The organism is Pseudomonas sp. Z1-29 (assembly GCF_051131995.1).
Classification (GTDB): Bacteria; Pseudomonadota; Gammaproteobacteria; order Pseudomonadales; family Pseudomonadaceae; genus Aquipseudomonas.
Map to the genome: position 1 here is coordinate 4,622,025 of NZ_CP071645.1, position 12,455 is coordinate 4,634,479.

The window sequence follows — 12,455 nt, forward strand, 5'->3', positions numbered from 1 at the left end:
CCTCTTTACCTGAACGTATCCGGGACCGCTTGCGTGTCGCTTGCACAGGCGGAGCTCCTCGGACACTAGCAGCTATGGCCAATCAGGCAAATATGGCAACTTGCGTCATAGATCGTGTGAATCTTCCTCCCTTGCCGTGACCTGATCAGGCGAGACGCGACGGATGCGCTATACAATGCAGCGACGCTGCGTCTGACTTTGTGCAAAGGAACCGCCATGATCCACCAAACGTTCTGGCTGACCGCGACCGATCACAGGCGCATCCTCGTCAACCAATGGTTGCCCGAAACCGCCCCGCAGGCCGTGCTCATGCTGGCCCACGGCATGGCCGAACACAGCGCTCGTTATGGGCGCCTGGCCCAGGCCTTGTGCGATGAAGGTTATGGCGTCTACGCACCGGACCTGCGCGGCCATGGCCAGACCGGCGAGGAAACAGTCCTGGGGCATTTTGCCGACGAGGACGGCTGGGCCAAGGTGGTCGGCGATCTCGCGAGCCTCAATCAGCACATCGGCCAGCAACATCCAGAAACACCAATTCTCCTGCTGGGCCATAGCATGGGCAGCTATATCGCCCAGGGTTACCTGCTGCACCACAGCGCCAGCCTGCACGGGGCGATTCTCAGCGGCTCGAATTTCCAGCCCGTGGCGCTGTACCGCGCGGCACGCCTGATCGCCCGCCTCGAACGTCGACGCCAGGGAGCCACGGGGCGTAGCGCGCTCATCGAGTGGCTGTCATTCGGCAGTTTCAACAAAAAATTCAAACCGGTGCGCACGCCCTTCGACTGGCTCAGTCGCGACCCGACCGAAGTGGACAAATACGTCCAGGACCCGCTGTGCGGCTTTCGTTGTACCAATCAGCTGTGGATCGACCTCCTCGGCGGCTTGCAGCAGATCAGCAAAGCGTCCAATCTCGCGCAGATCGATCCGGGCCTGCCGTTGCTGGTGATTGGCGGCGAATGTGATCCGGTGAGTGAAGGCAAGCGTCTGAAAGATCTGGCCGATGCCCTGCGCGACGCCGGCAATCAACATCTGCAATTGACGATCTACCCGCAGGCCCGGCACGAACTGTTCAATGAAACCAACCGCGATGAAGTGACGGCCGACGTGCTGGCCTGGATTGCCCAGGCGCTGAGCCACCAGCGGCCGCCACGCAGCGAGTAGGTTCGCAGCGTTTTTCCTTTACCTGTTACAGGATCCAGACATGACCCAGGTTACCAACATCCCTTACGAAGCCCTCGAAGTCGGCCAGACCGCCAGCTACAGCAAGACCGTCGAAGAGCGCGATATCCAGCTGTTCGCCGCCATGTCCGGCGACCACAACCCGGTGCACCTGGACGCCGAATTCGCCGCCGCCAGCATGTTCAAGGAACGCATCGCCCATGGCATGTTCAGCGGTGCGCTGATCAGCGCGGCGGTGGCGTGCGAGCTGCCTGGGCCGGGCACCATCTATATCGGCCAGCAGATGAGCTTTCAGAAACCGGTGAAGATTGGCGACACCCTGACCGTGCGCCTGGAAATCCTCGAGAAACTGCCGAAGTTCCGCGTGCGCATCGCCACGCGCGTGTTCAATCAGCGCGATGAACTGGTGGTGGACGGCGAGGCCGAGATCCTGGCTCCGCGCAAGCAGCAGACTGTTACGTTGCCGACGTTGCCGGCGATCAGCATCGGCTGACTACCGCGATCTATGGGAGTGAAATGTGGCGAGGGGATTTATCCCCGCTGGGGCGCGAAGCGCCCCCGATACCTCAAGACCACTGTGGTGTGTCAGCCTGGGCACAGGGGGCTGCTGCGCAGCCCAGCGGGGATAAATCCCCTCGCCACAAATCACTGCAGTGTTGCGGTTATTGCAGCCGCTCTTGCACCTGCACACTCGCCGTCATCCCCGCGCTCAGGCTCACCCCTTCCGGCACCTTGTCGAGCTTGATCCGCACCGGGATCCGCTGGGCCAGGCGCACCCAGTTGAAGGTCGGTTCGACCTCTGCCAGCAATTGCGCATCGGGGTTGGTGTTGCGGTCGGTGATACCGCGGCTGATGCTTTCCACATGGCCGTCCAGCGCATGGTCGGCGCTCATCAACCAGACCTTGACCGGATCGCCCACGCGGATCCTCGGCAGTTTGGTTTCCTCGAAATAGGCCTGCACGTAGAAAGTCGAATCATCGATTAGCGCCATCACCGGTTGCCCGGCGTTGACGTAGTTGCCTTCGGCCAGGCGCAGATTGGTGATATGACCACTGCGTGGGGCCAGGACCTGGCTGCGGGCCAGGTTCAGCTCGGCGACCTTGGCCTGGGCCTGGGCCTCGCGCAGTTCGCCACGGGCAATGCCGGCGTTGATCTGGGCATTTTCCCGCAGCTCGGCGCTGATCGCCTGAGGCCCCAGGGCGGCGCGGCGGCTGGCTTCGTGTTCACGCAGGCTCAGCTGCTGCTGGCGGGTCTGGACCACCGCGCGAGCCTTCTCCAGCGCGGCCTCGAAGCGTTCGCGGTCGATGCTCAACAACAGGTCGCCAGCCTTGACCTGCTGGTTGTCCACGGCCTTGAGTTCGCGCACCCAACCGGATACGTCAGGGGCGACCACCACCACGTCGGCACGGATTCGCGCATCCCGGGTCCAGGGCGTGAGCATGTAGTACTGCCACAGATGAAACCCGGCGAAGATCGCCACGGCCACCACGCCCAGCGTGACGGCGACACGTACGGGTGTACGCATGTTCAGCTCCTTATAACGGTCCGAGGACCAGGGTAATGACAGTCAGGACACAGACGTACAGGGCGCAGTCGAACAAGGCTTCATGCCAGATCCAGCGCCCGACCGGCAACAGGCCGAGCAACAGGCGCAGCGCACCGGTTGCCAGCAAGGCCAGGACCACATAAATCAGGAACGGGCTGAGCAGCACCCCGCCAATCGACCATTCACGCAAGCCCATGGCTATGTTTCCCTTCTTCGGATTCGTGCTGGCGGCACCAGGCGCGCCAGCTGTTCTGCAATTGCACCACCGCGCCTTGGGCGAGCTTCAGCGCATCGCTGGACGGTTGCTGCGACAGCACCCGCAGATATTCGTCGCTTGCCTGGGCCAAAGCCTCGGCCTGATCGCCGCCGGGGCCGTGTTCCAGCGCCTGCTCCAGGGTTTCGAAATATTCGCGCTGGGCCGGGCTGTCGGGTATCTGGGCAACGGCCAGACTCAGGCGCAGATGCAGCAACTCGTCACCGACGTCCAGGCCCAGCAAGCCGTCGTCCCAACGGCTGCGCGCCGGCACCGGCAGCTCGGGATAATGCCGCGCCAGTTGCAGCAGCCGGTCAGCCATGCGGCCACCGAACCAGCTTTCAGCACCACGCAGATTGCGATGGGTCAGCCTGACCAGATCGTCCAGCGTCGCGGCCAGCAGCCGACGGCTATGCCAGGCCGGGTTGCGCAGGATCAGCAGCTTGAACGCCAGCACCGCCGCGCCGACGCCGATCATCATTGCCTGGGCGTTGTTGAAGAATGCCGAAACGTCGTACTTCATCGCATTGAGCGGCGAGACCAGCACCACAAAGTGCAGGCAGAACGAGGTGGCCGTGGCGTAGAGCGGCGGCTTGGCCATGCACAGCGCCCCCAGGAACAACGGCACGCCCATGGCCATGCACAGCATGGCGAAACTGCTCCATTGCGGCAGGAAAATCTCGCCAATGACAAACGCCGTCGGCACTGCGAGGAAAATACCCCGCAGGAAACTCATGCCGATCTGCGCACCGTTTTCGCGGCTGGCAAACAGGCTGCACACCACGCAGGTGAGCAACAGCGCACCGGATGCGGCGGGCCAGGCGGTCGCCAGCCAGAAACAGGCTACCGCCAGGAATGCCAGGGCGCTGCGGGCGCCGAATACCATGGCCAGGGACAGATCACGATGCGGCGCCAGCGTGCGCGGCGGATCGGCGGCGGCCCTGCCCTCCTGCACGGCCGCGAGCGCGGCACAGGCAGCCAGGGCGGTATCGAGCAACAAGGCGAAACGAGCCAGGCAGTAACTTTGCGCCGAGCTGATCCGCAGGTCATGAGAAGCATCCAGAACCCGAGGCCGCAGGGCCTGCAGCGTCGCGCTGTCTGCAGCGAGCGCCTGCTGCACCTCGTCCATCCACGGCTGGAGCGCTTCGGCTTCCTGAGGTTCGAGTTGTTTCCACTGCCGACGCACCGAACGGGAAATACGCAACAACATCAGCAGTTTCTGGCTCAAGCCGCTGATGGCCCGGGCGCGCTGGCGGCCCAGGCTGCCTTCGAACCAGGCGTGTTCGCGCTGGGCATCCACCGCAACGATCTTGCCGAGGATTTCGAGCAAGCCTTTGCGCGCCTGGGCATCGCCGGCCAACGTTGCACGCGCCGCCTGCATGCCGCTCTGCCAGGCGGCACGGGCCTGATCCGCCAGTTGTCGTTCGACCCGCAACGGCCAGAGCAAGGCACTGGCCGCCGTGGCGCAGGTAATGCCCAGGCTGATCTCGGTGCACCGCGCCACGGCCTGATCGAAGACCCCAAGTGGATGGGAAAGGGCCGGCAAGGCAATGATCGCCACCGTGTAGCCAGCCAGCACGAAAGAATACGACCAGGCGCTGCGCAACAGCGTCGAACAGCCCGTGCACACACCCAGCCACAGCGCCAGCGCCAGCAAGAACAACCACGGTGCCTGGGCGAACAATCCCATGAACACCACCGACATGATCGTCCCCACCAAGGTACCGACCAAACGCGCCAGGCCCTTCTGTACCACCATGCCGGACAGCGGCTGGGCGACGATGAACGCCGTCATCAATGCCCACGACGGCTGCTCCAGGCCCCAGCGCAACGCCAGCCACAACGCCAGGCCGCCGCCGAGCACGGTTTTGATGGCGAACTGCACGGCGAGGCGGTCAGGGGCGAACAAGGCCTGGAAGGTAATGGGCACGCGGAAAACTCTTCTGGGACCGAAGTAACGAACGTAGTAACGATAGATCGCGCAATAGGCAGCGCAATTATTAGCTAGCTACCTATTCGAGTCCAGAGCAGATTATTGACGGATCTGACAAACACTCTTGCGGTTTCGAGCCCATAAAAAAACGCCAGCAGGCTGGCGTTTTTTTGCGTCACAGGCATGTGTCAGCTGGCACGCGCCTGGTTACGCAGCGCCTTGACCTGGTCGTGGTTGCGTTGCACGCCGTGGTACTGACGCTCAACCAGGTCACGAATACCTACCAGGTTGTGCTTGTTGATCTTCTCGATGGCTTCCTTGTACGCCTTGAGTGCATGGTCTTCGCCGCGTTCGGCTTCGTTGAGGACCGCTTCTTCATCCTTGCCGGTAAACATCGATTTTACGTCTACCCAACGACGGTGCAGGTCGCCAGCGACGCTGGTGGAGGTTTCCGGATCGCCGCCCAACGAACGCACAGCGGCTTGCAGCTCGGCCGCGGCAGTTGCGCAATCGGCCGCGCGTTTAACGAACAGGGCCTTGAGTTCTGGATGCTTGATGTCTTCAGCGCAGGTCTTGAATCCTTCCTGGCCATCCTTGCTGGTCTCGATCAGGTCGTTCAAGACAGAGATGGATTCTTTATTGATGTCAGTCATTTTTCAGTTCCTTTGCTTGGTGAATAAAAACCTGCAAGGAATATTGCATTGGCCGTGCCAGCCAAAAAAAACAATAAAAATACTTTAAATTCAACAAGTTAAAAAATACACAAAAATCTGTATCCGCGTTATTTGCATGATCTGTCATTTGGCCTGCATGCAGAATGCCTGTATTTTGCCGATGGTTCCTATCAAGACAAATCGCCATGAATCCGCAAAAGCTTGAACTGCTGGTGACGCGCCAGATGCCCTTCGGCAAATACAAGGGCCGAATCCTCGCCGACCTGCCGGGCCAGTACCTGAACTGGTTTGCCCGGGAGGGTTTTCCCCACGGAGAACTGGGCGCTTTGCTGGCGCTGATGCAGGAGATCGACCACAACGGTCTGTCGGACCTGCTGGATCCGCTGCGTGCCAAACACGGCCTGCCCAAACCACGCCATTGACCGACTGAATCCGCCCATGCCCGAAAACACCCTGCGCGCCCATGATGAAGCTTTCTGGCAGACCTTCGGCGACCGCTACGACGTCGAGCCCGAGGGCCCGCTCAACCTGGAAAACGGCTACTTCGGGCGGATGTCGCGTACCGTGGTCGAGGAGTACCAGCGCAACATCGAATTCGTCAATCGCGGCAACTCGGTGTACGTACGTCAGCATTTCGACCGGGAACATGGCGAAGCGATTCGCCGCCAAGTGGCGCAACTGATTCACGTCCCCTCCTCTACCGTGGCGCTGGCCACCAGCGCGGTGGACGCCCTGCAGACGCTGATTCGCAATTACAACGGCCTCAAGCCTGGCGATCAGGTGCTGATAAGCGACGTCGAGTACGAGTCAGTCAAAAGCGCGATGCGCTGGCTGGCTCGCCAGCGAGGGGCGCAGATCATCGAACTGGTCCACCCGCATCCCGCCAGTTTCGAAAGCCTGGTGGGCACCTATCGGGAAACCTTCATTCGTTACCCGCGCCTGAAGCTGATGGCGCTGACTTACGTCAACCACCTGACCGGCCTCGTCATGCCGGTGAAGGCGATTGCCGAGGCGGCGCGGGAGTTCGATGTCGACATCATTCTCGACGGCGCGCACGCCCTGGGTCAGATCGAGTTCAACCTGAAGAAGCTGGGTATCCAGTTCGCCGGTTTCAACTTGCAGAAGTGGATTGGCGGCCCGCTGGCCCTGGGCTTTCTCTATATCGCTCCAGAGCGGCTGGTCGACATCGATCCGGACATGGACGAAGCCAATTACCCCGCCACCGATGTGCGCTCACGCACACCCCACAGCACGCCCAACATCCCTGCCCTGCTGACGCTGCCATTGGTCTTTGAAGAACACCGCACCCTGGGCGGCGCGTCGGCCAAAGGTGCCCGACTCTGCTACTTGCGGGACCTTTGGGTGAACGCGGTACGTGATGTGCCCGGCATTGAAGTCATGACTCCGGACGATCGGCGGCTCTATTGCGGCATCACCTCGATGCGCTTCACCGCCCAGCCCGATCAGCAAGTCATGGCCGATCGGCTGCTCAAGGAATATGAAATCTTTACCGTGGTGCGCAAGACCAGCGTCGGCCCGTGCATCCGCATCACGCCTGGGTTGATTACCTTGGCGCGGGATATCGAGCGGTTGACCGAGGCGCTTATCCACCTGAGCAACACATAACAACAGGCAAAAAAAAACGGTGCGCCGACCAAGCGCACCGTAAAGCCGTAGAACACTCAACGAAGTTCGGTAAGACAATCAGTCCAGCAGCGCCAGGGCCTCGGCGGTGCATTCCTGGATGCGGGCCCAGTCGCCGTTCTTGATCCACTCCGGATCCAGCATCCAGCTGCCGCCCACGCACATCACGTTTTTCAACGCCATATAGCTCTTGATATTGGCCGGACTGACGCCGCCAGTCGGGCAGAATTTCACTTCGCCGAAGGGGCCGCCCAGGGCCTTGATGGCAGCCACGCCACCGCTGACTTCCGCCGGGAACAACTTGAAGCGGCGATAACCCAGCCCGTAGCCTTCCATGATGCCCGAGGCATTGCTGATCCCCGGCAACAACGGAATCGGGCTCTGGACGCTAGCCTCCAGCAAGTCGCGGGTAATACCCGGGGTCACGATGAATTGCGAACCGGCGGCCTCGGCGGCGGCCAGCATATGGCGATCGAGCACCGTGCCGGCGCCGGTCACCAGTTCCGGACGCTGCTCGCGCAGCACCTGGATGGCCTTGAGGCCGTACTGCGAGCGCAAGGTCACTTCCAGCGCCGTCAGGCCACCGGCGGCCAGGGCATCGGCCAGCGGCAGGATGTCCTGCTCACGGGCAATAGTGATCACCGGCAAGATCCGCGCCTTGGCGCAGAGGCTGTCGATCAGCGTTACTTTGTCCGCCATGGAAACGGTCGGGGATGGGTTTGTCATAGCGGCTGATCCTTGGTTCATGGGCACCAGTAAATCTCTAACGTAGGTTGCAAAAACGCGCGGATCGGCATTTCGGCGACGTTGTCACCGGCCGCCGCGGCGTTCAGGGTGGTCAACTTCGATTGACCGGAAATCGACAGCACCTTGTGCCTGGCCGAGGCCAGCAATGCGCGGCTCATGGTCAGGCGCTGGTGCGGGACGGTTGGCGCGAGCATCGGCCAGCAACGGCGAGCGCCCTTTTCATCCAGGGCCTCGGCCAGGTTCGGGCTGTCGGGAAACAGCGAGGCGGTATGCCCATCGTCCCCCATGCCCAGTACCAGCACATCAATCGGCGGCAGCTCGGCCAACAGACGATCCGCCTGTTCAGCCGCGGCCTCCAGGTTGGCGCTGGCGCTGTACAGGCTCAGGAACTGCGCCTTGGCCGCCGCGCCCTGAAGCAGGTAACGCTTGAGCAGACCGGCATTGCTGTCGGCATGTTCAACCGGCACCCAGCGCTCATCGGCCAGACTCACCACCACCTTCGACCAGTCCAGCGTCTGCTTGGACAGGTTCTGGAAAAATGCCACCGGGCTGCGACCGCCAGACACCACCAAAGTCGCCGCACCGCGAGCATCGATCGCCGCGCGCAACTGCTGCGCCACGTTCAGCGCGAGGTTTTCCGCCAGCAGCACCGGGCTCTTGAACTCAAGGGCCGTGACGCCCTCGGGCAGTTTCAATTCAGATATCGCCATACCATGACCTCCCGTCCCGCGTGATCAGTGCGATGGAGCTCATCGGCCCCCATGACCCGGCGGCATACGGCTTGGGCGCATCACCGGACTTCTTCCAGCCGGCAATCAGCTGGTCGCACCACGTCCACGCGGCTTCGATTTCATCTTTACGGACAAACAGGTTCTGATTGCCATTCATGACCTCCAGCAACAACCGCTCGTAGGCATCGGGAATCCGCGCGCTGCGATAGGTGTCGGAGAAGTTCAGTTGCAGCGGACCGCTGCGCAATTGCATGCCCTTGTCCAAGCCTTGCTCCTTGGTCATCACCCGCAAGGAAATGCCTTCGTCCGGTTGCAGGCGGATGATCAGTTTGTTGCTGATCTGCAGACGCTGCTCGGGGGCGAAGATGTAATGGGACGGTTCCTTGAAGTGAATCACGATCTGCGACAGCTTCTGCGGCATGCGCTTGCCGGTACGCAGGTAGAACGGAACACCGGCCCAGCGCCAGTTGCGAATGTCGGCACGCAGGGCGACGAACGTCTCGGTGTCGCTCTGGGTATTGGAATTGGGTTCTTCCAGGTAGCCGGGAACGGCCTTGCCTTCACTGTGGCCGGCGATGTACTGGCCGCGCACCACTTGTGTGGTCAAGCCTTCCGGGCTGATCGGTGCGAGGGCCTTGAGCACCTTGACCTTCTCGTCACGGATGCTGTCGGCCGACAGGTCGGCCGGCGGGTCCATGGCGATCAGGCACAGCAACTGGAGCAAGTGGTTCTGGATCATGTCACGCAGTTGGCCGGCCTTGTCGAAATAGCCCCAGCGGCCTTCGATGCCGACCTTCTCGGCCACGGTGATTTCCACGTGGGAGATGTAATTCTGGTTCCACTGGGTTTCGAACAGGCTGTTGGCGAAACGCAACGCGATCAGGTTCTGGACCGTTTCCTTGCCCAGGTAATGGTCGATGCGGTAGGTGCGGTTCTCCGGGAAGAACTGCGCCACGGCGTCATTGACCTTGCGCGACGATTCCAGGTCCGAGCCGATGGGTTTTTCCAATACGACGCGGGTGTTCTCGCTCAAGCCGACTTTCGCCAGGTTCTCGCAGATCGCGCCGTAGACCGCCGCCGGCGTGGCGAAATAGGCGATGACTTGCTGCTGGGCCTGGCCGACCTGCTCGGCAAGCGCGACGTAATCGTCAGCCTTGAGAAAATCCACATGCAGATACGTCAGCCGCGCCAGGAAGCGCTCGATCACGGTTTCGTCGAGGTCTTTTTCGCCCACATAGCGACGCAGCTCGGTCGCGATGAACGTCAGGTGTTGCTGTTCGCTGCCAGGTTCGCGGGCCAGCGCGAAGATTCGCGTGTCCTCATGCAACAGGCCGGCACCGTCGAGCTGATAAAGGGCAGGAAACAGCTTGCGCAACGCCAGGTCGCCCAACGCGCCGAACAAGGCAAAGGTGCACGGTTCAACCGTAATCGAATGCATGATGTTTGTTCTTTTATCAAGTTAAACTACAAATACCTTTTTTCAAGGTATCACTCAAGGAAAAATGTAGTAATAACTACAACATTTTTCGAAAATGCCGATTCCGAGTGGTGGTCCGTCGGAGCCATCAGTAGGATAGGCCACCGCCAAGGGTCGTATCAAAGACCCGTTTCTCTAGGAATCTTGTATGGACCGCGTGCGAAATCTACTGGAGCAGATCCAGAGTCGCCTGGAAGACCTGAACAAGGCCGAGCGCAAGGTGGCCGAGGTGATCCTGCTCAATCCGCAGCAGGCGACCCGCTTCAGCATCGCCGCCCTCGCCCAGGCCGCTTCGGTCAGCGAACCGACCGTCAACCGCTTCTGCCGCTCGTTCGGCGTCAGCGGCTATCCGGAACTCAAGCTGCAACTGGCCCAAAGCCTGGCCAGCGGCGCGGCCTATGTCAGCCGTGCGGTCGAGGCCGATGACAATCCGGAAGCCTATACCCGCAAAATCTTTGGCAGTGCCATCGCTTCATTGGACAGCGCCTGCCAGGCCCTTGATCCAAATTTGATCAGTCGCGCCGTGGATCTGCTGATCCAGGCCCGCCAGATCCACTTCTTCGGCCTCGGCGCCTCGGCCCCGGTAGCGCTGGATGCCCAGCACAAGTTTTTCCGCTTCAACCTGGCGGTGACCGCCCATGCCGATGTGCTGATGCAGCGCATGATCGCCTCGGTGGCCCATACCGGCGAGCTGTTCGTGATCATCTCCTACACCGGGCGTACCCGCGAACTGGTGGAAGTGGCGCGCATCGCCCGGGAAAACGGCGCATCGGTGCTCGGCCTGACCGCCGAAGGCTCGCCGCTGGCCAAGGCGAGCACCTTGAGCCTGAACATCCCTTTGCCGGAAGACACCGACATCTACATGCCGATGACGTCGCGGATTATCCAGCTCACCGTGCTCGATGTGCTCGCCACCGGCATGACCCTGCGCCGCGGCGTGGATTTCCAACCGCATTTGCGCAAGATCAAGGAAAGCCTGAATGCCAGCCGGTATCCGGTTGGGGATGAGTTCAACTGATTCGGTCCAGAGCCTTCGGTGTCTGATAGTCAGCCATCGCGAGCAAGCTCGCTCCCACAGGTTTTTTGTGAACACCAAAGGTCTAGTGTGGGAGCGAGCTTGCTCGCGATGGGGCCAGCCACCACACCCGAGATCCACCGCTAAACCCCCACCCGCGCCTGCAAACTCAAATGCGCCCGCTCACCCGGTGCCAGGCACAGGCTCCCGGTACCGCCGCTGGCCGCTTCGACGCAGACGAATTCATTCACTTCATCCCAGCTCACACCCAACAGTGGCCGTGCGCCGGGATGCCACACCACCGTATCGGCGCTGTCGCCGGTGTCGATGCGCAGCTCGCGTTGCCAGGCGTGATCCTTGAGCTGCAATTCGCCCTCATGCTGGAACACTCGCTGGCAGCCACCCTCCACCCGTAACTCGCCCTCCTGCTGGCAAACCGCCCGGTTCAACTGGTCGTAACCCTGGGCGCCGTCGAGGCCAGACAGCGCTACCTCGCCAACGTCACCAATGCGCCAATAGGCGTGCAAGGCCTGGCTCAACTGGCAGGGCAGGCTGTCCTGATGTTCGGTGCTCAAGCGCAGTTCCATGCGCTCACCCAGGTCGGCATGCAGGTCCACCTGCCAGTCACACAATTGCAGTTGCCAATGCAGGTGGACGCCCTCTTCGTCGCTGCTGCTGTCGAGCAATTTCCAGTCGATCAATCGCGCCCAACCATGGGAGGGCCAGGCGTTTTCACTTGGATGACGGCCATACCATGGCCAACACACCGGCACCCCGCCGCGAATCGCCCCGACTTGCGGCCACCTGGCTGCGCACCACAACCACGGCTTCTGCCCGCGCGGCTGGAAGTGCAGCAACTGCGCGCCCTGGCGACTGAACACCGCCTGGCACAACGGGTGGTCGATCACCAACACATCGCGCTGCTGATAGCGCTCCCACGCAAACACCGGACGCTCGCGCAAGGATCTGAAAAAGCGTTGTAGTGGATGCTCATGCATGATGGGTCGCGGTCCTGGAAATCATTGAGTTACCGATCTGTCTGCGACACTGATTGTGGCGAGGGGATTTATCCCCGCTGGACTGCGAAGCAGTCCCAAATCAATGATTGAAACACTGAGGCGCCTGTTTTAGGGCCGCTGCGCGGCCCAGCGGGGCGGTGTGACGTTTCGCTAAATCCCCTCGCCACAAGTTCAATGCCAGCCACCTCGCAAAAAAAAGCGGACAGCCTTGGCCGTCCGCAAATATGCGCACATAG

General features: G+C 61.4%; 13 protein-coding genes. 5 read left to right on the forward strand and 8 right to left on the reverse strand.

Annotation, left to right across the window (positions count from 1 at the left end; genetic code table 11):
• Positions 1-216 precede the first annotated feature (216 nt).
• Positions 217-1,161 (forward strand): lysophospholipase, encoded by a 945-nt coding sequence (locus J3P84_RS21055; RefSeq protein ID WP_434625638.1) that lies wholly within the window; start codon positions 217-219, stop codon positions 1,159-1,161.
• 40 nt (positions 1,162-1,201) lie between these two features.
• Positions 1,202-1,672, forward strand: coding sequence for a MaoC family dehydratase (locus J3P84_RS21060; protein ID WP_003227420.1), 471 nt, complete (start codon positions 1,202-1,204; stop codon positions 1,670-1,672).
• Positions 1,673-1,841: 169 nt separating this feature from the next.
• On the opposite strand, the gene J3P84_RS21065 is transcribed toward J3P84_RS21060, so the two are convergent.
• The 4 genes from J3P84_RS21065 to J3P84_RS21080 form a co-directional block, all read right to left on the reverse strand.
• Positions 1,842-2,705: an efflux RND transporter periplasmic adaptor subunit gene (locus J3P84_RS21065; protein ID WP_434602993.1), complete on the reverse strand. Its 864-nt coding sequence runs from the start codon at positions 2,703-2,705 to the stop codon at positions 1,842-1,844.
• Between the two features lie 10 nt (positions 2,706-2,715).
• A complete protein-coding gene (locus tag J3P84_RS21070; protein ID WP_249873604.1) occupies positions 2,716-2,922 on the reverse strand; it encodes a DUF1656 domain-containing protein in 207 nt (68 codons plus the stop codon).
• Complete coding sequence (locus tag J3P84_RS21075) at positions 2,909-4,909, reverse strand: FUSC family protein (RefSeq protein ID WP_434625641.1); 2,001 nt, start codon at positions 4,907-4,909, stop codon at positions 2,909-2,911. Before J3P84_RS21075 ends, J3P84_RS21070 begins: the two co-directional genes overlap by 14 nt.
• A 191-nt stretch (positions 4,910-5,100) precedes the next feature.
• The gene (locus J3P84_RS21080; protein WP_186709209.1) at positions 5,101-5,565 is read right to left on the reverse strand and encodes a PA2169 family four-helix-bundle protein; all 465 of its coding nucleotides are present in this window, start codon (positions 5,563-5,565) and stop codon (positions 5,101-5,103) included.
• A gap of 206 nt (positions 5,566-5,771) precedes the next feature.
• Here J3P84_RS21080 and J3P84_RS21085 point away from each other — a divergent pair, with 206 nt between their 5' ends.
• Positions 5,772-6,008: a DUF3820 family protein gene (locus J3P84_RS21085; protein ID WP_305496320.1), complete on the forward strand. Its 237-nt coding sequence runs from the start codon at positions 5,772-5,774 to the stop codon at positions 6,006-6,008.
• 16 nt (positions 6,009-6,024) lie between these two features.
• Entirely contained in the window at positions 6,025-7,212 is a 1,188-nt protein-coding gene (locus J3P84_RS21090) for an aminotransferase class V-fold PLP-dependent enzyme (RefSeq protein ID WP_434625643.1), read from the forward strand.
• 78 nt (positions 7,213-7,290) lie between these two features.
• Here the strand turns inward: J3P84_RS21090 and J3P84_RS21095 are convergent, their stop codons facing one another.
• Genes J3P84_RS21095 through zwf form a run of 3 tightly spaced genes read right to left on the reverse strand, consistent with a single transcriptional unit; the run spans position 7,291 to position 10,146 of the window.
• Positions 7,291-7,956 carry a bifunctional 4-hydroxy-2-oxoglutarate aldolase/2-dehydro-3-deoxy-phosphogluconate aldolase gene (locus J3P84_RS21095; protein WP_283556083.1) on the reverse strand — a complete coding sequence of 222 codons (666 nt, stop codon included), beginning with the start codon at positions 7,954-7,956 and terminating at the stop codon, positions 7,291-7,293.
• Positions 7,957-7,973: 17 nt separating this feature from the next.
• Entirely contained in the window at positions 7,974-8,687 is a 714-nt protein-coding gene (pgl, locus tag J3P84_RS21100) for a 6-phosphogluconolactonase (RefSeq protein WP_434625645.1), read from the reverse strand.
• On the reverse strand, positions 8,674-10,146 hold the full coding sequence (gene zwf, locus J3P84_RS21105) for a glucose-6-phosphate dehydrogenase (protein WP_305496323.1): 1,473 nt from the start codon (positions 10,144-10,146) through the stop codon (positions 8,674-8,676). The genes pgl and zwf overlap by 14 nt, the downstream gene beginning before the upstream one ends.
• Positions 10,147-10,342: 196 nt before the next feature.
• Here zwf and J3P84_RS21110 point away from each other — a divergent pair, with 196 nt between their 5' ends.
• Positions 10,343-11,203 (forward strand): MurR/RpiR family transcriptional regulator, encoded by an 861-nt coding sequence (locus J3P84_RS21110; RefSeq protein ID WP_171061416.1) that lies wholly within the window; start codon positions 10,343-10,345, stop codon positions 11,201-11,203.
• Positions 11,204-11,343: 140 nt separating this feature from the next.
• On the opposite strand, the gene J3P84_RS21115 is transcribed toward J3P84_RS21110, so the two are convergent.
• The gene (locus J3P84_RS21115) at positions 11,344-12,198 is read right to left on the reverse strand and encodes a D-hexose-6-phosphate mutarotase (RefSeq protein ID WP_434625647.1); all 855 of its coding nucleotides are present in this window, start codon (positions 12,196-12,198) and stop codon (positions 11,344-11,346) included.
• Positions 12,199-12,455: the final 257 nt, after the last annotated feature.

Excerpts from the sequence above, each read along its gene's own strand:
- J3P84_RS21055 (WP_434625638.1), top strand. The coding sequence starts at position 217 with ATGATCCACCAAACGTTCTGGCTGACCGCGACCGATCACAGGCGCATC.
- J3P84_RS21060 (WP_003227420.1), top strand. The coding sequence starts at position 1,202 with ATGACCCAGGTTACCAACATCCCTTACGAAGCCCTCGAAGTCGGCCAG.
- J3P84_RS21065 (WP_434602993.1), bottom strand. The coding sequence starts at position 2,705 with ATGCGTACACCCGTACGTGTCGCCGTCACGCTGGGCGTGGTGGCCGTG.
- J3P84_RS21070 (WP_249873604.1), bottom strand. The coding sequence starts at position 2,922 with ATGGGCTTGCGTGAATGGTCGATTGGCGGGGTGCTGCTCAGCCCGTTC.
- J3P84_RS21080 (WP_186709209.1), bottom strand. The coding sequence starts at position 5,565 with ATGACTGACATCAATAAAGAATCCATCTCTGTCTTGAACGACCTGATC.
- J3P84_RS21085 (WP_305496320.1), top strand. The coding sequence starts at position 5,772 with ATGAATCCGCAAAAGCTTGAACTGCTGGTGACGCGCCAGATGCCCTTC.
- J3P84_RS21090 (WP_434625643.1), top strand. The coding sequence starts at position 6,025 with ATGCCCGAAAACACCCTGCGCGCCCATGATGAAGCTTTCTGGCAGACC.
- J3P84_RS21095 (WP_283556083.1), bottom strand. The coding sequence starts at position 7,956 with ATGACAAACCCATCCCCGACCGTTTCCATGGCGGACAAAGTAACGCTG.
- pgl (WP_434625645.1), bottom strand. The coding sequence starts at position 8,687 with ATGGCGATATCTGAATTGAAACTGCCCGAGGGCGTCACGGCCCTTGAG.
- zwf (WP_305496323.1), bottom strand. The coding sequence starts at position 10,146 with ATGCATTCGATTACGGTTGAACCGTGCACCTTTGCCTTGTTCGGCGCG.
- J3P84_RS21115 (WP_434625647.1), bottom strand. The coding sequence starts at position 12,198 with ATGCATGAGCATCCACTACAACGCTTTTTCAGATCCTTGCGCGAGCGT.